This window comes from Gilliamella sp. wkB108 (assembly GCF_001690195.1).
Classification (GTDB): domain Bacteria; phylum Pseudomonadota; class Gammaproteobacteria; order Enterobacterales; family Orbaceae; genus Gilliamella; species Gilliamella apicola_L.
Map to the genome: position 1 here is coordinate 146383 of NZ_LZGM01000118.1, position 20513 is coordinate 166895.

At 35.9% G+C, this 20513-nt stretch carries 20 protein-coding genes and 1 tRNA gene; 18 read left to right on the forward strand and 3 right to left on the reverse strand.

The window, feature by feature from the left end; genetic code table 11:
• Window positions 1–20: 20 nt before the first annotated feature.
• From tyrA to A9G11_RS13295, 18 genes are all read left to right on the forward strand, one after another.
• Window positions 21–1142: a bifunctional chorismate mutase/prephenate dehydrogenase gene (tyrA, locus tag A9G11_RS13210; RefSeq protein ID WP_065620042.1), complete on the forward strand. Its 1122-nt coding sequence runs from the start codon at window positions 21–23 to the stop codon at window positions 1140–1142.
• Between the two features lie 173 nt (window positions 1143–1315).
• Window positions 1316–2647: a phosphoglucosamine mutase gene (gene glmM / locus A9G11_RS13215; RefSeq protein WP_065620043.1), complete on the forward strand. Its 1332-nt coding sequence runs from the start codon at window positions 1316–1318 to the stop codon at window positions 2645–2647.
• A gap of 256 nt (window positions 2648–2903) precedes the next feature.
• Window positions 2904–3686 (forward strand): F0F1 ATP synthase subunit A, encoded by a 783-nt coding sequence (atpB, locus tag A9G11_RS13220; RefSeq protein WP_065620044.1) that lies wholly within the window; start codon window positions 2904–2906, stop codon window positions 3684–3686.
• 36 nt (window positions 3687–3722) lie between these two features.
• The gene (gene atpE / locus A9G11_RS13225; RefSeq protein WP_034901511.1) at window positions 3723–3953 is read left to right on the forward strand and encodes a F0F1 ATP synthase subunit C; all 231 of its coding nucleotides are present in this window, start codon (window positions 3723–3725) and stop codon (window positions 3951–3953) included.
• Window positions 3954–3977: 24 nt separating this feature from the next.
• A complete protein-coding gene (atpF, locus tag A9G11_RS13230) occupies window positions 3978–4448 on the forward strand; it encodes a F0F1 ATP synthase subunit B (protein WP_065620045.1) in 471 nt (156 codons plus the stop codon).
• A 13-nt stretch (window positions 4449–4461) separates the two neighbouring features.
• Window positions 4462–4995, forward strand: coding sequence for a F0F1 ATP synthase subunit delta (atpH, locus tag A9G11_RS13235; protein ID WP_065620046.1), 534 nt, complete (start codon window positions 4462–4464; stop codon window positions 4993–4995).
• A gap of 11 nt (window positions 4996–5006) precedes the next feature.
• Window positions 5007–6548, forward strand: a complete 1542-nt coding sequence (gene atpA, locus A9G11_RS13240) for a F0F1 ATP synthase subunit alpha (RefSeq protein WP_065620047.1) — start codon at window positions 5007–5009, stop codon at window positions 6546–6548.
• A gap of 14 nt (window positions 6549–6562) precedes the next feature.
• Window positions 6563–7432 carry a F0F1 ATP synthase subunit gamma gene (gene atpG, locus A9G11_RS13245; protein WP_065620048.1) on the forward strand — a complete coding sequence of 290 codons (870 nt, stop codon included), beginning with the start codon at window positions 6563–6565 and terminating at the stop codon, window positions 7430–7432.
• Window positions 7433–7479: 47 nt separating this feature from the next.
• The gene (gene atpD, locus A9G11_RS13250) at window positions 7480–8862 is read left to right on the forward strand and encodes a F0F1 ATP synthase subunit beta (protein WP_065620049.1); all 1383 of its coding nucleotides are present in this window, start codon (window positions 7480–7482) and stop codon (window positions 8860–8862) included.
• 26 nt (window positions 8863–8888) lie between these two features.
• Window positions 8889–9314: a F0F1 ATP synthase subunit epsilon gene (locus A9G11_RS13255; RefSeq protein WP_065620050.1), complete on the forward strand. Its 426-nt coding sequence runs from the start codon at window positions 8889–8891 to the stop codon at window positions 9312–9314.
• Between the two features lie 447 nt (window positions 9315–9761).
• Window positions 9762–12974, forward strand: coding sequence for an exodeoxyribonuclease V subunit gamma (gene recC, locus A9G11_RS13260; protein WP_065620051.1), 3213 nt, complete (start codon window positions 9762–9764; stop codon window positions 12972–12974).
• 8 nt (window positions 12975–12982) lie between these two features.
• Entirely contained in the window at window positions 12983–13762 is a 780-nt protein-coding gene (locus tag A9G11_RS13265) for a TatD family hydrolase (protein ID WP_065620052.1), read from the forward strand.
• Between the two features lie 66 nt (window positions 13763–13828).
• Window positions 13829–14800: a ketopantoate/pantoate/pantothenate transporter PanS gene (gene panS, locus A9G11_RS13270; protein WP_065620053.1), complete on the forward strand. Its 972-nt coding sequence runs from the start codon at window positions 13829–13831 to the stop codon at window positions 14798–14800.
• 126 nt (window positions 14801–14926) lie between these two features.
• Window positions 14927–16315, forward strand: coding sequence for a DHA2 family efflux MFS transporter permease subunit (locus A9G11_RS13275; RefSeq protein WP_065620054.1), 1389 nt, complete (start codon window positions 14927–14929; stop codon window positions 16313–16315).
• 12 nt (window positions 16316–16327) lie between these two features.
• Entirely contained in the window at window positions 16328–16960 is a 633-nt protein-coding gene (locus tag A9G11_RS13280) for an MBL fold metallo-hydrolase (RefSeq protein ID WP_065620055.1), read from the forward strand.
• A 172-nt stretch (window positions 16961–17132) separates the two neighbouring features.
• Window positions 17133–17720 carry a biotin transporter BioY gene (locus A9G11_RS13285; RefSeq protein ID WP_065620056.1) on the forward strand — a complete coding sequence of 196 codons (588 nt, stop codon included), beginning with the start codon at window positions 17133–17135 and terminating at the stop codon, window positions 17718–17720.
• Entirely contained in the window at window positions 17704–18285 is a 582-nt protein-coding gene (locus A9G11_RS13290) for a YiiX/YebB-like N1pC/P60 family cysteine hydrolase (protein ID WP_065620057.1), read from the forward strand. Before A9G11_RS13285 ends, A9G11_RS13290 begins: the two co-directional genes overlap by 17 nt.
• A gap of 88 nt (window positions 18286–18373) precedes the next feature.
• Window positions 18374–18449: transfer RNA gene (locus tag A9G11_RS13295), tRNA-Asn, on the forward strand.
• Between the two features lie 121 nt (window positions 18450–18570).
• Here A9G11_RS13295 and A9G11_RS13300 read toward each other — a convergent pair.
• The 3 genes from A9G11_RS13300 to A9G11_RS13310 all read right to left on the reverse strand — a co-directional run.
• Complete coding sequence (locus A9G11_RS13300; RefSeq protein ID WP_065620058.1) at window positions 18571–19398, reverse strand: DUF6708 domain-containing protein; 828 nt, start codon at window positions 19396–19398, stop codon at window positions 18571–18573.
• A 47-nt stretch (window positions 19399–19445) separates the two neighbouring features.
• The gene (locus A9G11_RS13305; protein ID WP_065620059.1) at window positions 19446–20270 is read right to left on the reverse strand and encodes a DUF6708 domain-containing protein; all 825 of its coding nucleotides are present in this window, start codon (window positions 20268–20270) and stop codon (window positions 19446–19448) included.
• 47 nt (window positions 20271–20317) lie between these two features.
• The coding region (locus A9G11_RS13310; RefSeq protein WP_218056156.1) for a hypothetical protein at window positions 20318–20513 on the reverse strand (196 nt) is incomplete at its 5' end.

Consider the following 20513-nt stretch of genomic DNA (forward strand, 5'->3'; position numbering starts at 1 on the left):
GACAAAAGGAATAACTGAATATGTCTAAGGAATTACTTGCATTGCGTGATAAAATTGATGAAATTGATAAATCTATTTTATCTCTTATTACCAAGCGATTAGCATTAGTTACCGAAGTCGGTGAAGTCAAAAGCAAACAAGGTATTCCTATTTACGACCCCAAACGTGAAACAGATATGCTAGCCAAAAGACGTCAAGAGGCTGAAAACGCTGGCATTTCTCCTGCCTTAATTGAAGATATTTTACGCCGATTAATGCGAGAATCTTATATTAGTGAGAATGATAAAGGTTTCAAAAAAATCTATACCGGTCAAGGATCAATTGTGATTATCGGCGGTAATGGACAAATGGGAAGACTTTTTTCGCGTTTATTTACCCTGTCAGGATATAACGTTAAAACGCTAGGTTCTAAAACCATGCATCAAGCCGCTGAAGTAATCAAAGATGCCGCTGCCGTCATTGTCACTGTACCAATTAATAAAACCTGTGAAATTATTAATCAATTACCACCTCTTCCCAAAGATTGTGTTTTGACTGATTTCACCTCGATAAAAGTTAAACCACTAAAAGCGATGCTAGACAAGCATCAAGGTCCGGTGGTGGGTTTACATCCAATGTTTGGTCCTGATGTCCCTAACCTCGCCAAACAAATTATTGTTTACTGTGAAGGACGAGAACCTGATAAATACCAATGGTTAATTGAACAAATGCGAATTTGGGGGGCAAATTTATGTTCTATTGATGCCAAACAGCATGACAAATGTATGTCATTTATTCAAGCTTTACGGCATTTTACCTCATTTGCATATGGTGTGAATTTGCAACAAGAACACGCAGATTTAGAACAACTTATTGCGCTCTCTTCACCTATTTATCGACTAGAACTAATGATGGTTGGCAGACTTTTTGCTCAAGATCCAGAACTATATGCCGATATCATTATGGCATCAGACGATAATATAGAATTGATAAAGCGCTACTATAAACGTTTTGGTCAACTGGTTGAGCTAATTGCGCAACGTGATAAAACTAAGTTTATCGAAAATTTTAATGAGGTTAGAACTTGGTTTGGTCGTTATGCTCAGCGTTTTATCAAAGAAAGCCAAGTGTTATTAAAATTCGCTAACGATAATCGAGAATAGTTTTATACTAAAACGTATACTTAACCTGAAACTTATTTACAAAAAATAGGCAGTTACAGTAAATAAGTTTAATTAAAATAGTGATTCAACTTTGAAAGGGCTGACTAACAAATAATAACTTAGCGCTAAATCAAAAGTTGTCCACAAATATAAACTTAGTGTGAGGGAACTAGATGTCTAATCGAAAATATTTTGGTACTGACGGAATTCGTGGCAGGGTTGGTCAATATCCTATCACTCCTGACTTTGCGCTTAAATTGGGTTGGGCAGCTGGACGAGTGCTTGCCAAAGATGGCGTTAAAAAAGTTTTAATAGGTAAAGATACCCGTATTTCAGGTTATATGCTTGAATCCGCGCTTGAAGCCGGATTTGCATCAGCCGGTGTGGCAACTGCATTTACAGGCCCGATGCCGACACCAGCTATAGCTTATTTAACCCGCACGTTTCGTGCTGATGCAGGGGTAGTGATTTCTGCGTCGCATAATCCTTTTTATGATAACGGAATAAAATTCTTTTCAACGGAAGGCAAAAAACTGGACGACTCAATTGAATTAGAAATTGAAGCACAACTTGAAAAAGAGATTGATTGTGTTGAATCAGAACAACTTGGTCGCGCGAGTAGAATTACCGATGCTGCTGGACGATATATTGAGTTTTGTAAAAGTACCTTTGATCACGATCTAAGTTTATCTGGTTTGAAAATTGTGGTCGATTGTGCCAATGGCGCAACTTATCATATTGCGCCAAAAGTATTGCGTGAACTTGGCGCTCATGTCATTAAAATTGGTTGTGAACCCGATGGCGTTAATATAAATGAAAATTGTGGTGCCACTGATATTAAAGCATTAGCTCAACGCGTTATCAATGAAAAGGCTGATTTAGGATTTGCGTTAGATGGCGATGGCGATCGGGTAATTATGGTCGATGCTCAAGGTCGTAAAATAGATGGTGATTTAATTATTTATATTATTGCCCGGGAAGCCTTAAGGCATGGTCAACTCAAAGGTGGCGTCGTTGGCACACTGATGAGTAATATGGGACTGGAAATAGCACTTAAAAATATTGGTATTCCTTTTGTTCGAGCAAAAGTTGGCGATCGCTATGTGCTTGAAAAAATGATTGAAAAAAATTGGCGCTTAGGTGCTGAAAATTCTGGACATGTTCTATTATTAGATAAAACCACCACAGGAGACGGTATCATCGCAGGTTTGCAAGTATTAAGTGCTATGGTACGTAATGATATGTCTTTAGCAGACTTATGTGTTGGTATGACCATGTTACCACAAGTTCTTATTAATGTGCGTTTTACAGGTGAACATGATCCGTTAAATAGTCCTGAAGTTACCGCTGCTATTGAACAAGTCGAATCACAACTAGCTGGTAATGGTCGCGTATTAATTCGAAAATCTGGCACTGAACCACTTATTCGGGTAATGGTTGAAGGGAGCGATGAGGTAGAAGTTCGTAAATTAGCAGAATTAATTGCTAATGCAGTTAAAGGATAAAATAACACCTTTTTTTGCCCATTAATTAATCGATAATAACGATGATAATTTTAATAAAGTGATTGTGAAAGCTGTATAGCTTTACAGAAAATTAGTAAAAAGTGTTTAAATTCTTAATTTTGTTAATCAAAGGTTGACTTAATATAGGGAATTAGGTTTAAAATAACAACCTTAAATTATTAGAGCGATTGTTTATACCTTTCGAGGTTAAAAATAAACAATTTTTTTTATTTTTAGAAATAGGTAAGAGGGTTATATGGCAGTTTCCTCTCCAGCTTCACCACAAGCTTATATCAAGCATCATCTTGAGAATCTGCAAGCAGGTTCAGGATTTTGGACGTTTAATCTTGACTCTTTGTTTTTCTCAATTCTGCTTGGCGTTATCTTCTTGTGGATTTTTCATCGTGTTGCCAGAAAAGCAACCAGTGGAGTCCCAAGTAAATTACAATGCGCCGTAGAGATGATCTTTGAATTTGTCAATAATACCGTGAAAGATATGTTCACCGGCCAAAATAAACTCATAGCTCCACTAGCTTTAACCGTGTTTATTTGGGTTTTCCTGATGAATTTAATGGATCTGATTCCTGTTGATTTCCTTCCTTATGCAGGACAATATCTCGGTCTTTCACACTTAAGAGTCGTGCCTACAGCAGATGTTAGCATTACCATGTCAATGTCTTTAGGCGTATTTGCTTTAATCATTATTTATTCTATCAAGTACAAAGGTATATCTGGGTTTATTAAAGAGTACACACTACACCCATTTAATCACTGGGCATTTGCACCAATTAACCTAGTACTTGAACTGGTTAGCCTTCTGGCTAAACCTGTTTCTTTAGGTCTTCGACTCTTTGGTAATATGTATGCTGGTGAACTTATCTTTATCTTGATAGCTGCATTATTACCTTGGTGGTCACAGTGGGTATTATCACTACCGTGGGCCATTTTCCATATTTTAATTATTACATTACAAGCATTTATTTTTATGGTGTTGACGATCGTCTATTTAGCAATGGCGTCGGCAACGGAAGATCACTAATTTTAATATTTTTTTGATAATAAACTGGAGTATATAATGGATAGTATGTTATTTGTAGCCGCTGGCATAATGATGGGATTAGCTGCGATTGGTGGTGCAGTTGGTATAGGTTTATTAGGTGGTAAATTCTTAGAAGGTGCCGCTCGTCAACCAGAATTAATGCCTATGTTACGAACTCAATTTTTTATCGTTATGGGCTTAGTTGATGCGATCCCTATGATCTGTGTGGGTATTGCACTATATGTTATTTTTGCTGTTGCCGGCTAACAATAATTTAAGAGGAATTGTCTCATGAATATGAACGCAACTCTCCTCGGCCAAGCAATTACATTTGTATTGTTTGTTTGGTTCTGCATGAAGTTTGTTTGGCCTCCCGTTATCAGAGCGATTGAAAAACGCCAAAAAGAGATAGCTGATGGGCTTGCTTCTGCAGAAACAGCAAAAAAAGATTTGGAATTAGCCAAAGCAAATACATCTGACATAATGCAACAGGCTAAGGTTGAGGCTAATGCAATTATTGAGCAAGCGAATAAACGCAAAGCAGTTATTCTTGAAGAAGCAAAACAAGAAGCTTCTCGTGAAAAAGAACGAATTGTTGCTCAAGGACTTGCCGAAGTAGAGGCTGAACGCAAACGAGCGAGAGAAGAGCTCAAACAGCAAGTCGCTACACTCGCTATTGCCGGTGCAGAAAAAATTATTGAACGTTCTGTTAATGAAGCCGCAAATAGCGACATCATTGATAAACTTGTAGCTGAATTATAAGGAGAAAAGAGCAATGGCTGACTTAATTACGATTGCTCGCCCTTATGCTAAAGCCGCTTTCGATTTTGCGGTAGAAAAGAACAGCATTGAATCATGGCATAAAATGTTGGTGTTAACTTCTGAAGTCAGTCAAGACGAACAAATAAGAAGTATTCTAACATCTGACATGAAAACTGATTCTGTGGCTAATCTACTCATTAACATTTGTAAAGATGTATTGGATGAGTTTAGCACTAATTTTATTAAGATTATGGCTGAAAACAAGCGATTACCACTTCTTCCAGAGGTGCTTGGCTTGTTTGAACAACTTTGTTTAGATAGAGAAGCGCAAGCAGATGTCGATGTGATATCAGCTCAAGCACTATCTAGTGAACAACTTGATAAGATTTCTATCGCTGTCGAAAAACGTTTATCACGAAAAGTAAAACTAAAATGTCATATCGATAATTCGCTCATTTCTGGTTTTATTATTCGTACGGGCGATATGGTTATTGATAGTAGTATCAGAGGGCGTTTAAATCGTTTAAATGACGCTCTACAGTCTTAAGGGGACTGATAATGCATCTAAATTCAACTGAAATAAGTGAACTAATTAAAGAGCGGATAGCTCAGTTCAATATTGTGAGTGACGCTCACAATGAAGGAACTATCATATCAGTAAGTGATGGTATTCTTCGTATCCACGGATTAACCGATGTAATGCAAGGCGAAATGATTGCTTTACCAGGTAACCGTTATGCAATGGCATTAAACCTAGAAAGAGATTCAGTCGGTGCCGTCGTTATGGGTCCATATGAAGACTTATCAGAAGGTATGAAAGTACAGTGTACTGGACGTATTTTGCAAGTACCAGTAGGTGATGGTTTATTAGGACGTGTTATTAATACACTTGGTGAGCCAATTGACGGCAAAGGATCAATTCAACATGATGGATTCTCACCGGTTGAAGTGGTTGCGCCAGGCGTTATCGATCGTCAATCTGTTGACCAAGCACTACAAACTGGTTATAAAGCGGTTGACTCAATGATTCCAATTGGTCGTGGTCAACGTGAACTTATCATCGGTGACCGTCAAACCGGTAAAACTGCATTGGCTATTGATGCAATCATCAACCAACGTGATTCTGGTGTTAAATGTATTTATGTAGCAATTGGTCAAAAACAATCAACTATTGCTAACGTAGTGCGTAAACTTGAAGAACATGGCGCACTTAAAAATACGATTGTCGTTGTTGCTTCTGCATCTGAATCAGCTGCACTGCAATATTTAGCACCATATGCTGGTTGTGCAATGGGAGAATACTTCCGCGATCGTGGTCAAGATGCACTGATTGTCTATGATGATTTATCTAAACAAGCCGTTGCTTATCGTCAAATTTCTTTATTACTTCGTCGTCCACCTGGACGTGAAGCTTATCCTGGTGATGTATTCTATCTTCATTCCCGCTTATTGGAACGTGCTGCACGTGTAAACGAAGCTTATGTTGAAGAATTTACTAAGGGTGAAGTCAAAGGTAAAACTGGTTCGTTAACCGCATTACCAATTATTGAAACTCAAGCTGGTGACGTTTCTGCGTTCGTACCAACTAACGTAATTTCAATTACTGACGGTCAGATATTCCTTGAAACAAGCCTATTTAACTCAGGTATTCGTCCTGCGGTTAACCCAGGTATTTCTGTTTCGCGGGTAGGTGGTGCTGCACAAACTAAGATAATGAAAAAATTATCTGGTGGTATTCGTACCGCACTAGCACAGTATCGTGAACTAGCGGCATTCTCACAGTTTGCATCAGACTTAGATGAAGCAACACGTAATCAATTAAGTCATGGTGAAAAAGTAACAGAATTATTGAAACAAAAGCAATATTCGCCAATGACAGTTGCTGAACAATCAATTGTTCTTTATGCAGCTGAACGTGGTTATCTGGAAGATGTAGAATTAGCTAAAGTGTTATCATTTGAAACTGCACTACTTGCTTATGCCCATAGTCAATATGCTGATTTTGTCAAATTAATTGACGAAACAGGAAATTACAATGATGAGATTGAAAGTAAGTTAAAAGCAATGCTTGAAAGCTTCAAATCAACTCAAACTTGGTAAGGGTGAGGTAAAAAATGGCTAATGCAAAAGAGATTAGAACGAAAATTGCCAGTATCCAAAGTACGCAAAAAATCACCAAAGCAATGGAAATGGTTGCTAATTCAAAAATGCGTAAAACGCAAGATAGAATGGCATCAAGTCGCCCTTATGCTGAAATGATTCGAGAAGTAATTGGACATTTAGCGTTAGCTCAAATAGGTACTAAACATCCTTATTTAGAAGAGAGGGATGTTAAGCGAGTTGGCTATCTTATCATTTCAACCGATCGTGGTTTATGTGGTGGTTTAAATATCAATCTTTTTAAAACTGTCCTTGCTGATATGTCAGCATGGCAGGAAAAAGGTGTTGAAGCTGATGTTGCTTTAATTGGTTCTCGAGGTGTGTCGTTTTTCTCTTCAGTAAAAACCAACATCTTAACCCAAGTCACCAACTTGGGCGACGAACCAACTTTATCAGATTTGATTGGTCCGGTAAAAACAATGCTTGAGTCCTATGATGACCGAAAAATTGATAAATTGTATATTGTAACCAATAAATTTATTAATACTATGTCACAAAAACCGACAATACAGCAACTATTACCATTACCATCATCAGAAGATAACGAACTTAAAGCTTCATCATGGGATTATATTTATGAGCCAGATGCAAAATCATTATTAGATGTGATTTTACGTCGTTATATAGAATCACAAGTTTATCAAGCTGTGGTTGAAAATCTAGCGAGTGAACAAGCAGCAAGAATGGTGGCCATGAAAGCAGCAACAGATAACGGTGCAAACTTAATTAATGAATTACAAATTGTGTATAACAAAGCACGTCAAGGTGCTATCACCAATGAATTGATTGATATTGTGTCCGGTGCAGCCGCTGTTTCAGGTTAGTGCTAAATATTGGCTTATAGTTAAGAAAAAGACGTAGAGGAATAAAAATGGCTACTGGAAAGATTGTCCAGATCATCGGTGCGGTGGTTGATGTCGAATTCCCAGAAGATGCAGTACCAAAGGTATATGATGCATTAGAAGTGGAAACTGGCACTGAAAAATTAGTTCTGGAAGTTCAACAACAATTAGGTGGTGGCGTTGTGTGTTGTATCGCAATGGGATCATCTGATGGTTTAAGACGTGGACTTAAAGTAGTAAATACAGGTCACGGTATTGAAGTACCTGTTGGTACTAAAACACTTGGTCGTATTATGAACGTGCTTGGAGATCCTGTTGATAAAGCAGGTCCAATTGGCGAAGAAGAACGTTGGGCTATTCACCGTGCAGCGCCTTCATATGAAGAACTCGCTAACTCCACCGAACTACTCGAAACGGGTATTAAAGTTATTGACTTAATTTGTCCATTTGCAAAAGGTGGTAAAGTTGGTCTGTTTGGTGGTGCCGGTGTAGGTAAAACCGTTAACATGATGGAATTAATTCGTAATATCGCGATCGAACACTCAGGATACTCTGTATTTACAGGTGTTGGTGAACGTACTCGTGAAGGTAACGACTTCTATCATGAAATGAAAGAATCTAACGTATTAGATAAAGTATCGTTAGTTTATGGGCAGATGAATGAGCCGCCTGGAAACCGTTTACGTGTTGCATTAACGGGATTAACTATGGCAGAAAAATTCCGTGATGAAGGTAAAGACGTACTATTATTCATCGATAATATTTACCGTTATACCTTAGCCGGTACTGAAGTATCTGCACTATTAGGTCGTATGCCATCTGCGGTAGGTTACCAACCGACACTAGCCGAAGAAATGGGATTATTACAAGAACGTATTACATCAACTAAAACAGGTTCAATTACTTCAATCCAAGCAGTATATGTACCTGCGGATGACTTAACTGACCCATCACCAGCAACAACTTTTGCCCACTTAGATGCAACTATCGTATTAAGTCGTCAAATTGCTTCTTTAGGTATCTATCCAGCGGTGGATCCATTGGATTCAACTAGTCGCCAATTAGATCCATTAGTGGTTGGTCAAGAACACTATGACTGCGCACGTGGTGTACAATCAATTCTACAACGTTATCAAGAATTAAAAGATATCATTGCTATTCTTGGTATGGATGAATTATCTGAAGACGATAAATTGATCGTTGCTCGCGCTCGTAAAATTCAACGTTTCTTATCTCAACCATTCTTCGTTGCCGAAGTGTTCACTGGTTCACCAGGTAAATATGTACCATTAAAAGATACTATTAGTGCATTTAGTGGCATTATGAAAGGTGATTATGACCATATTCCTGAACAGGCATTTTATATGGTTGGTTCAATCGATGAAGCGATTGAGAAAGCGAAATCTCTCTAAGAGATTCATTGAACGGAGATAGTATTATGGCACTAACTTCCTATCAATTAGAAGTTGTTAGTGCTGAATCTCACCTGTTTTCGGGTGATGTTCAGCGAATCAGAGTAACAGGTAGAGAAGGTGAACTGGGAATTTATCCAGGCCACACACCACTGCTGACAACCATTAAACCGGGAATGGTGGGAATTGTTAAAGCTGATGGTGAAGAAGAGTTTATCTACCTATCTGGTGGCATCTTAGAAGTGCAACCAAAGATAGTAACTATCCTAGCAGATACAGCTATTCGTGGTGAAGATCTAGATGAAGCAAGAGCGCAAGAAGCCGTTAGACAAGCACAAGAACATATCAATAATCCAAATAACGATATGTCTTTTGCACAAGCATCGGCTGAACTATCTAAAGCGCTTGCCAAAATACGTGTTATTGAATTAACTCGTCGTATAGGTCAATAATTAACATTTAGATGTCTTATCTCAAAAAATAAAAGGTTACGAAAACAATTTTGTAACCTTTTAAATTACAGCAACAATCTGATCTTAATAATTTAATACATTCAAAAAGATAGATAACTTCATCAAGTTAACTATTCGATTTTTCTAATCTTTATTCTATTTTACTGATATTTTCAACTCAAACTTTTGTAATTAACCAAACCAAATGTAGAGTAAAACTACGTTTTAAAAAGCAAAATTACAGATAAAAACGTTGTTGAATTCAGCTACATCTTATACGTAAACATATGGTTAACCTGAAACTTCTTTACAAAAAAGTAATTAACTTTATCTCAATTTATCTATCCATACTTTTCTTTATTAAAACATGACAACCTATAAGACTAGCTGGATTTATTAGTTACTATCAGCGATAATCTGTTTAATCTTATTTAAGCCCATGCCACTATGTTTAACATTTATCATTCCAACCAAGTCGATTTGCTTAAATCACTCATGTGTCAATTAATGCGACTACAGCCGTTAGAAGAGGTATTTGTATCTGACCAGATTATCGTTCAGAGTCAAGGGATGGCTCAATGGTTACAAATTGAACTTGCGGAAGAACTTGGCATTGTAGCTAATATTGCTTTTCCTTTTCCTACTGAATTTATTTGGCAAATGTATCAAATCCTATTGCCCGATGCACCCACTGAAAATAGCTACAATACAGAATCCATGACATGGCGATTATATACTCTATTGCCAAAAATCATTGAACAAGTCGAATTTAGCACACTTAAACATTATCTAAGTATAGATAAACAAGATAGAAAACTATATCAACTGGCAACACGTATCGCTCGTTTATTTGACCAATATTTAGTGTACCGTCCTGATTGGCTAGCAAAATGGGAAGCCAATAACACTGTTGCTGAATTAAATCATCACCCTGATGAAATATGGCAAGCTGAATTGTGGCGTCAACTCGTATCAGTAAGTCCACCTTATCATCGCGCTAATATTTATCAACAAATGCTTGATATTTTATTAAATGATGAGCTTGACAGTGTACTGCTAAAACAACTACCAAAGCGGGTATTCATTTTTGGTATCACTTCCCTTCCTCCTATTTATTTATCGCTTCTTTCAGCGCTTGGGGAACATATTGAAGTACATTTAATGTTTAATAACCCTTGTAAATGGTATTGGGGAGATATCATAGAGAAACAGTTAACTGATATACAAAATACTTACGACCAAGTACCAAATGCCTTGCTTACTTCATGGGGAAAATTGGGGCGTGATAACCTATTTTTATTACAAGAGTTTAGTAATAAACAAGATATTGAAGCATTTGCCGATCAGACACATTCTTGCTTACTTCATGCTGTTCAACAAGATATTTTAGAACTTTATCAAAGTAACCAAGATAAACACCCCATTGCATTGACCGATCAATCGATCTCTTTTCATGCCTGCCATAGTGAACAACGTGAAGTCGAAGTATTATATGATTATCTATTGTCTGTTTTTGATGCCGATCCTACTGTTGAATTACGTGATTGTATAGTTATGGTTTCGGATATCGACCGATATGTTCCTTATATTCGAGCCGTATTTGGTAATGCTTCAGGTCAGCGCTATTTACCTTTTACTATATCTGATCAAAAAGCACGAAATATCGATCCAATGGTTCAAGGTTTTTTTGCTATTCTAAATTTTCCACAAAGTCGATTTACCGCTGAAGAACTGTTTAATCTTCTCGAAATTCCTGCAATAGCAGAAAAATTTGCTATCAATGAATCTCAGTTAACGTTACTCAGAACCTGGATAATCGAATCAGGAATTCGTTTTGGACTTGATAATGCGCATAGTTGGATATTTGGATTAGAACGATTACTGCTCGGCTATACAATGAGTAGTGAGCAAGGCGGTTGGCAACAGATATTGCCTTATGACGGTGCAACTGGACTTGATGCAGAATTAATTGGCCAGTTAGCTGAGTTTATTAGTGTGGTTCGTAAATGGTTTACCATCTTAAGTGAAGCCAAACCCTTGATAGAATGGCAAAGTTGTTGCTTTGAACTGATAAATGATTTTTTTGTAAGTAATCAGCAAAGAGAATCAATCTTACTAATGATTGAAGATGAATGGCAGAAATTAATCAGTAGCGGTTTAATTGCCAAGTTTTCTGACAATATTTCAGTTACGGTTTTACATGATGCAATGCAATCTCGATTAGAACAAAATCATTTAGCTCATCGATTTTTAGTTGGCAAAATCAATTTTTGTACCATGATGCCTATGCGCTCTATTCCTTTTAAAATTGTTTGTTTATTAGGAATGAATGATGGTGATTATCCAAGAACATCGCTTCCTCTTGATTTTGATTTAATTGCACAGCATCCTAGACGAGGTGATCGTAGCCGACGTAACGATGACCGTTATCTATTTTTAGAAGCTATTTTATCCGCCCAACAACAACTATATATTAGTTATATAGGGCGTGACATGAAAGATGACAGTGAGCGTTATCCATCAGTATTAGTCGATGAACTTTGGGAATATATTGATCAGCATTATTGTTTACCAACGCCCGATAATTCACCACAAGTAAATCATTCTCTTGATTTTTTGAAGATTATGCATACACGAACACCTTTCAATCCGAAAAACTACCTACAAAACCCCAAAAGCTATGCTGATGAGTGGTTACCCGCAGCCCTACAAAAAGGTGAAAGCGAATCCTTTATTAGTGAAATCTCGACGATTGCCATTGATAATATAAACCTTGATGAATTAAAACGTTTCTATCAACACCCTATTAGATTATTTTTACAAAAACGGTTTAATTATTATGTTAATTATCTCGATGATACCTTACCCGATGCGGAAAATTTTAATCTCAATGCGTTGAAGCGTTACCAATTAAATTTACAGATCTTAAATCAACTGATTGACAAAGATAGCCAAGATAGTGATGTTTTTTATCAACGATTAGCATTAACAGGTGAATTACCGGACGGCGCTTTTGGGCAAATTCTCTATGATGAGCAAAATGAAACTATGCAATCATTAGCAGACAAAATCCAGCAAGAGCTACTTGGTATTGATACTCAAGAAGTTAATCTAACGATCACCACTAACCAACAAAACTATCAATTGCAAGGTTGGTTAACACATATTCAACAAGATGGTATTTTAACATGGCGACCGTCTAAACTTTCGATTCGTAATGGGATATCGCTATGGATTGATCATTTGATTTATTGTATTTTATATCCAAATAATTGGGATAATCAAAGTCGCTTGTATGGTCGAGAAGACAATGAATGGCGCTTTTCACATTTGAATCCCAAAGATGCTTTAAACCTATTAACCACACTAGTGGAAGGTTATTTACAAGGAATTAACCACCCATTAATGATGCCAATACAAAGTGCATGGAGCTGGTTAACCTCTGCTTATAACACCAAAACTTGCGAAATAATACCAAGTGAAAAAGCTATTAAAGATCTATTAAGTACTTGGCAAGGAAATAACCATAATCCTGGAGAGTGCGACAGTTATTATTCACGTCTTTATCCAGAATTAACGGCAACATTAATTGAACAAATCACACTATATGCAAAACGTTTTTTATTGCCAATTTTATTACATCAAGTAACTGTAGAATAGGAAATATTATGTTTATTGATACACATTGTCATTTTGATTTTCCTGCTTTTACCAATAATCTAAATGAATCAATAAATCGTCTTCGTCAAGCTAATATTGCCGGATTAATTATACCTGCCGTATCTGTAACCCATTACGAAACTATATTACAACTAGCTAATGAGCATGAAGAAATATATGCAGCTTTAGGTTTACACCCTATTTATCAACATACTGAAACAGATCTACAACAATTAACCCAAATTATAGAAGAAAGTCCTAACAAGTTAGTAGCCATAGGTGAAATAGGATTAGATCGATATAATTTAACTGTAGACTGGCAACAACAATTAACTTTTTTTAGATCACAATTATCATTAGCTAAACGTTTTAATTTGCCTGTTTTAATTCACTCTCGCAAAACACACGACGTAATGTATCATGAATTACATCAAGCCAATTTACCCTGCCGTGGCGTAATACATGGTTTTTCAGGTAGTTATCAACAAGCCATGCAATTTATTAAACTCGGCTATTATATCGGTGTTGGTGGCGTCATCAGTTACACTCGAGCCAATAAAACGCGTAATGCTATTGCCAAATTACCATTAGAAAGTCTAGTCCTTGAAACTGATGCACCTGATATGCCCCTTAGCGGTCAGCAAGGACAAATCAATCGTCCGGAAAATATCGTCGAAGTTTTCAAAATTCTTTCGCAACTTCGTAGTGAACCATCTTCACAAATACTTAACGAAATTTTAACAAATACCTTGACGCTATTTAATAGAATCAATAAAATAAAATTCTAAAACAAATTTTAAAATAACCATATAATTATTATGAAGTTATTTTATTAAACTGCGCGGTAGGTTTTTATGGCACAACGATTTAATCAACTCTTTGTTCAATCTATTATTTCGCTTACTCGATTATTTCCATTATGGGCAATCATTTGCGCGATAATAGCATATTTCTTACCCAATACTTTTCTTCCAATACGACCTTATACATCACAATTATTAATGTTCGTCATGTTTACTATGGGTGTAACATTGAGCTTTGACGATTTTAAACGAGTGGTAACACGCCCTAAAGCTGTCATTATTTGCACTTTGCTACATTATATTGTGATGCCTTTAGCTGCATTATTGTTATCTAAATTATTTACAATGCGACCTGAATTATTAGTCGGTATGGTATTAGTAGGTAGTGTTGCCAGTGGCACTGCTTCAAATGTGATGATTTATTTAGCCAAAGGCGATGTAGCACTGTCGATCACTATCTCGTCAGTTTCGACTTTAGTCGGCGTCATTGTGACACCTATATTAACGTACATTTTAGTAGGAACCACTGTCGAAGTGCCTATTTGGGATATGTTAACGCATATTATCCAAATAGTTTTGTTCCCTATTTTATTTGGTCTTTTAGTTCATCATTTATTATTCCCTGTCGTAAAAAAATGTGAACGTTTTTTACCATTAATGTCAATGCTCTGCATCTTGTTAATTCTCTGCATAGTAGTGGCAGGAAGCCATACCCAAATTGGTCAAGTTGGATTTACAGTGATTTTTGCCGTCATATTGCATAATGGATTAGGCTTGCTTGGTGGATATTGGGGAGGACGACTATTTGGATTTGATGAATCAACCTGTCGAACTATGTCACTTGAAGTCGGTATGCAAAATTCTGCTTTAGCTGCTACACTTGGTACAAATTACTTCGCTGCTCTTTCAGCACTACCAGCCGCTGTCTTTTCTGTATGGCATAATATTTCTGGTTCACTACTAGCTGGCTATTGGCAAGGCAAACCAACAAAGCAGCAGAAAAAAACAACAATTGACAAATAATATTGTAAAATAACACTCGTCTTGTACTCTCCTTCTTTATAATAGAATGGAGAGTACAATCTTTGGTGCATACTTATCTCTAATTTCTGCACCCCCACTTCCGGATCAATTTTAGGCCAAATAAGAATGAATAGCGAAATACAGTTATCACCTTTTGTTTATCGCATATTACCGTGGATTGCAGCATTCGCGTTTTTTATGCAATCACTTGATACCTCTATATTAAACACCGCACTACCTACGATGGCAAAAGATCTCAATGAATCACCATTGAATATGCAATCTGCAGTCATTAGCTATGCTTTGACCTTAGCCTTATTTATTCCTGTGAGTGGATTTTTATCAGATAGATTTGGAACTCGAAACATTTTCGTCATGGCGGTTTCACTATTTACTGTGGGATCATTACTTTGTGCATTATCAAATTCATTAATTTTTTTAGATATTTCTCGAGTTATCCAAGGTATTGGTGGCTCAATGATGGTACCGGTCTCTCGTTTAGTATTAATTAAATCATTCAAACGAAGTGAGTTTTTAGTTGCACTCAATACCGCAACAATTCCAGGATTAGTCGGGCCAGTATTAGGACCGGTTTTGGGTGGTTACTTAGTTGATATGGTAAGTTGGCACTGGGTCTTTTTCATTAATCTGCCAATTGGAATATTAGGCGCAATTATTAGTTGGCGTTACATGCCAAATATCAAAGGTGAACGCATGCCTTTTGATCTATTCGGCTTTCTATTTATTGTTATCACTTTTATTAGTGCCACATTAAGTGTTGAGTTTTTAAGTCATAATCAAGTTGGTCATTTTTCATTAATTCTGGCGGTAATTAGTATAATTTTCTTATTTATTTACCGTAGATATGCCCAAAAAGCTAAAGCGCCACTTTTCCCGCTTTCTCTATTTGATATTAGGACATTTAAAATTGGTATCGTGGGTAATTTAGTTTGTCGATTAGGTATCTCTGGAGTACCTTTCCTCATCCCATTATTGCTCCAAGTTGGGTTTGGTTATACACCGATGTTTGCAGGCGTAATGCTTGTGCCAATGGCTCTTGCTTCAATCTGCCTGAGATTATTTATACCACGTATTTTATCGCGACTTGGCTATCGTTTGGTGCTGATTGCCAACACTATTTTTGCTGGTATATTAATTTTTTTAATGTCTCAACTCAATTTATCTACACCCATTGCAGTAATATGTTTATTACTGTTTTGCATTGGTGGTGTCAATTCAATGCAATTTACTGCCATGAATAGCATTACATTAGCTAACTTACATGGAGAAACAACAAGTAGTGGCAATAGTTTAATGGCAGTTAATCAACAACTCGCAATCAGTTTTGGTACTGGGTTTGGAGCCGTATTAGTACGACTAATCAGTAATACAACTAGTACCATTCATGCTTTTCAAATAACCTTTATTATACTCGGAGTGGTTACGGTGCTATCTAGCTTTATTTTTGCTCGATTAAAAGGGCAAGATGGACAAAACCTAATCGCTCATCGGTAAGGAGATAAAAATATGTTTCAATATCAGATCATCCCAGTTACCTCTTTTGAAGAAAATTGTAGCATTATTTGGTGTGATGAAACCAATGAAGCGGCTTTTATTGATCCTGGTGGTGAACCAGAGCTTCTACAAAAAGCAGTTGAAAAACTTGGCGTCAACATAAAACAAATTTTATTAACTCATGGTCATTTAGATCATGTCGGTGCAGCAGTTTCATTGGCTAACCATTTTAATGTCAAAATTATTGGACCTAGCCAAGAAGATGAATTTTTATTTAATAGTTTACCTCAACAAAGTGTTCAATTTGGCTTTCCTTATACTGAACAATTTCTACCCGATCAGTGGTTACAAGAAGGTGCGCAAATTCAAGTTGGTAAAATAATTCTTGATGTACTATTTTGTCCAGGTCATACTCCAGGACATATTGTGTTTATAAATCATCCAGATAAACTTGCTTTTGTTGGTGATGTACTCTTTAAAGGAAGTGTCGGACGGACAGATTTTCCACGAGGTAATCATGACAGTTTAATCTCTGCAATTACACATAAATTACTCCCTCTTGGTGACGATTTTGTATTCATACCGGGACATGGACCAATGTCAACATTTGGCAATGAACGCAAAACCAATCCATATTTAATCTAATCAAAAACAACTTATTATATAGTTATCACACGCGTTAGTGTGTGGTAACTCACATCATAAATACTAGACTAATAAAAATTCAAATAAGTAAACTTTTTATAATAAAAATAGTTTACATTGAGAATTATTGCGCTATCATAACATTACCATTATGTCTTAAAGGTAAAAAACAATGAAACAACAAATAACATCTTATTATCCAACATTTATCTCAACACTGGTTGATTTAACTTCATGGCAGCGCAAACTTTTGGTCACAACAAGTGCAGCGTTATTGTTAGGAGTAGCGGCTAATATCAGTATCCCAACTTATCCAGTCCCGTTTTCTTTACAATCATTGGCCGTATTACTAATTGGTGCTTTTTTAGGTCGTAAATTAGGTGCATTAGCCATACTCCAATATCTCTTTTTAGGTGCAATGGGATTACCACTATTTGCAAATGGTAGTGGTGGATTTATGGCACTAGCTTCACCTTCTGCAGGTTACTTGTATGGCTATGTATTTAGTGCTTATTTAGCTGGTTTTGCCGCTGAAAAAGGTTACGATCGTCACTTTATTTTAGGCTTAATTGCGTTCGCTTGCGCTCACCAACTATTATTTGTTTTTGGTGTGGTTTATTTAATGGGCTATTTACACATTACATTTATCGATGCTCTAAAAGTGGGTTATTTCCCATTTGTTGGTATTGATGCTCTTAAATTTATCATTGCAACCACTGTAATGTTTTCACTATGGCGCTACCGTGCTAAAAAGCAATAATCTCCAATGTGGTGATATTATTTTCCAAACAGTTAAACAAAACAATTCATTCAATGGTGCTGTAAGCCGTTCTGGTGCAGCACCTAATAAGGATGAGTTAACTAACAGTATCAACCATGTTGGTTTATATATTGGTAATAATATCATTATTGAAGCTAATCAAAAAAAAGGTGTGATAAAACAGCCTATTAGTGATTTTTTATTGGATGGTAAATATCATATTGTTGCAACCATTTACAATTCAAAAATGATTAAAAACGCAGTAGAGCGAGTGCAAAATTGCTTAGGTTTACCTTACAATCATAGCTTTCACCCCGAAGCTGAAGGATTTTATTGTAGCCAACTTATTACTTACGCTTTCAAAACAGAGGATAACAGTGACTATTTTCAATTATATCCAATGAATTTTAAAGATGTAACAAATCAAAAAATTATACCTTATTGGCATAATTATTATCGTTCGCTCAAGCAATCGATTCCACAAGGAGAGCTTGGTTCACATCCACAGCAATTACTTAGACAGACTCATTTATTTAAAATGATTCGCTTATTATCTACACAATAATGTAGAAAATTAAAGAAAAAACACTTTTAAATAATTTAACTGTTGACATGGCGCAATTAAATCTATAATATGCGCGCTACATTTCGGTTCCTCCATAGTTCAGTCGGTAGAACGGCGGACTGTTAATCCGTATGTCACAGGTTCAAGTCCTGTTGGAGGAGCCAACTTCTTCTTATTTTCGTCTCTTTTACTTAAGTAAAACAATAATATATTCCAATAATCGTTTACCGCTTCAATTATTCTAAAATTAAAGATTATTATTTCACTTAGTATCCTAACTGCTCATTATGCTTTAACATGATACTTTTCTTTGATTTCTGCTAACTCTTCTTGTGACGTTGCATTAAAGGCTTCTACCATCCATTCTGGCCAACCTTGACCTTTGATGATCTCTTTTTTAAATTGAATTTCTTGCTCTGATTTGTATTTACCGGCATTTAAATTGATTAAATCATTACAACACATAAAATTATTTACCCAACCCCAGACCATATAACTCCCTATACCTGCGCGTGCTGGATCTAACAGGATATGGTCAATTGTTTTATGGGTATGGGGCTTACAAACCATTAATATGGTCGTATTCTGTGAGTAAATGGAAAAATTATGTACCACTACCCCTTGTAAATGCGCCCAATCATACTCTTTGATGCGCTTTTTGTTTGGGTGTAAAAAAGTAAGCGGATTTCGTAATACTTTAAAATTAAAAAAATAGCTTTCATTCACATACACTTTACCTGTTTTACGGTTAAATATGATTGGACTACCTCGACGTGTAAACAGATTTTGATATAATTCTGGAATTACACTTGCGTAAATTGCAAAACAGCTTGTTATTAAAATAAATATTGTCAAATACAATATAATTTTTTCTGTTTTGGGATTAAAATAAATAACCATACTTAAACTTGTAATTATTATTCCAATTCCCAAAATTAGTGCTATTAAATAAATAAATATATAAAAAAACTGATCTGATTTTATTTTTCGGATAAAAGCACAATAGTTATCATTGGCATAAAGTAAGCGATCATCGGCACCCGTTATATATTGAGTTCCTTTATCTAAATCACCAATCCAACCTAGAATTTGTGGACGATATTTTGATGGCATGGTTTTCCCTTACTCCTTATTATTTTACTTAGTATCCTAACTGCTCATTATGGTTTAACATGATACTTTTGTTTGATTTCTGCTAACTCTGATTGTGACGTTGCATTAAAGGCTTCTACCATCCATTCTGGCCAACCTTGACCTTTGATGATCTCTTTTTTAAATTGGATTTCTTGCTCTGATTTGTATTTACCGGCATTTAAATTGATTAAATCATTACAACACATAAAATTATTTACCCAACCCCAGACCATATAACTCCCTACACCGACGCGTGCTGGATCTAACAGGATATGGTCAATTGTTTTATGGGTATGGGGCTTACAAACCATTAATATGGTCGTATTGAGCGAATAATTGGAAAAATTATGTACCACTACCCCTTGTAAATACGCCCAATCATACTCTTTGATTCGCTTTTTGTTTGGGTGAAAAAAGGTAAGCGGATTTCTTAATACCTTGAAGTTAAAAAAATAGCTTTCATTCACATACACTTTACCTGTTTTACGGTTAAATATAATTGGGCTACCACGACGAGTAAAAAGGTTTTGATATACTTCAGGGATAATAACGTAGAAGGCAATAAAACATATAATAAACGCTGAAACACCTAAAATTGTTATATGTAATTGATTATAAATATTATATACGAAAATTAATAATAACCATAAAATCATTATTGGAATTAAACCAATAGCTACAAAAGAAAAAATACATAAATAAAAAATCTGATCTGATTTTATTTTCCGAATAAAAGCACAATAGTTATCATTGGCATAAAGTAAGCGATCATCGGCACCGGTTATATATTGAGTCCCTTTATCTAAATCACCAATCCAACCTAGAATTTGTGGACGATATTTTGATGGCATGGTTTTTCCTTACTCTTTGTTATTTTACTTAATATCCAAGCTACTCATTATGGTTTAACATGATACTTTTGTTTGATTTCAGCTAACTCTTCTTGTGACGTTGCATTAAAGGCTTCGACCATCCATTCTGGCCAACCTTGACCTTTGATGATCTCTTTTTTAAATTGGATTTCTTGCTCTGATTTGTATTTACCGGCATTTAAATTGATTAAATCATTACAACACATAAAATTATTTACCCAA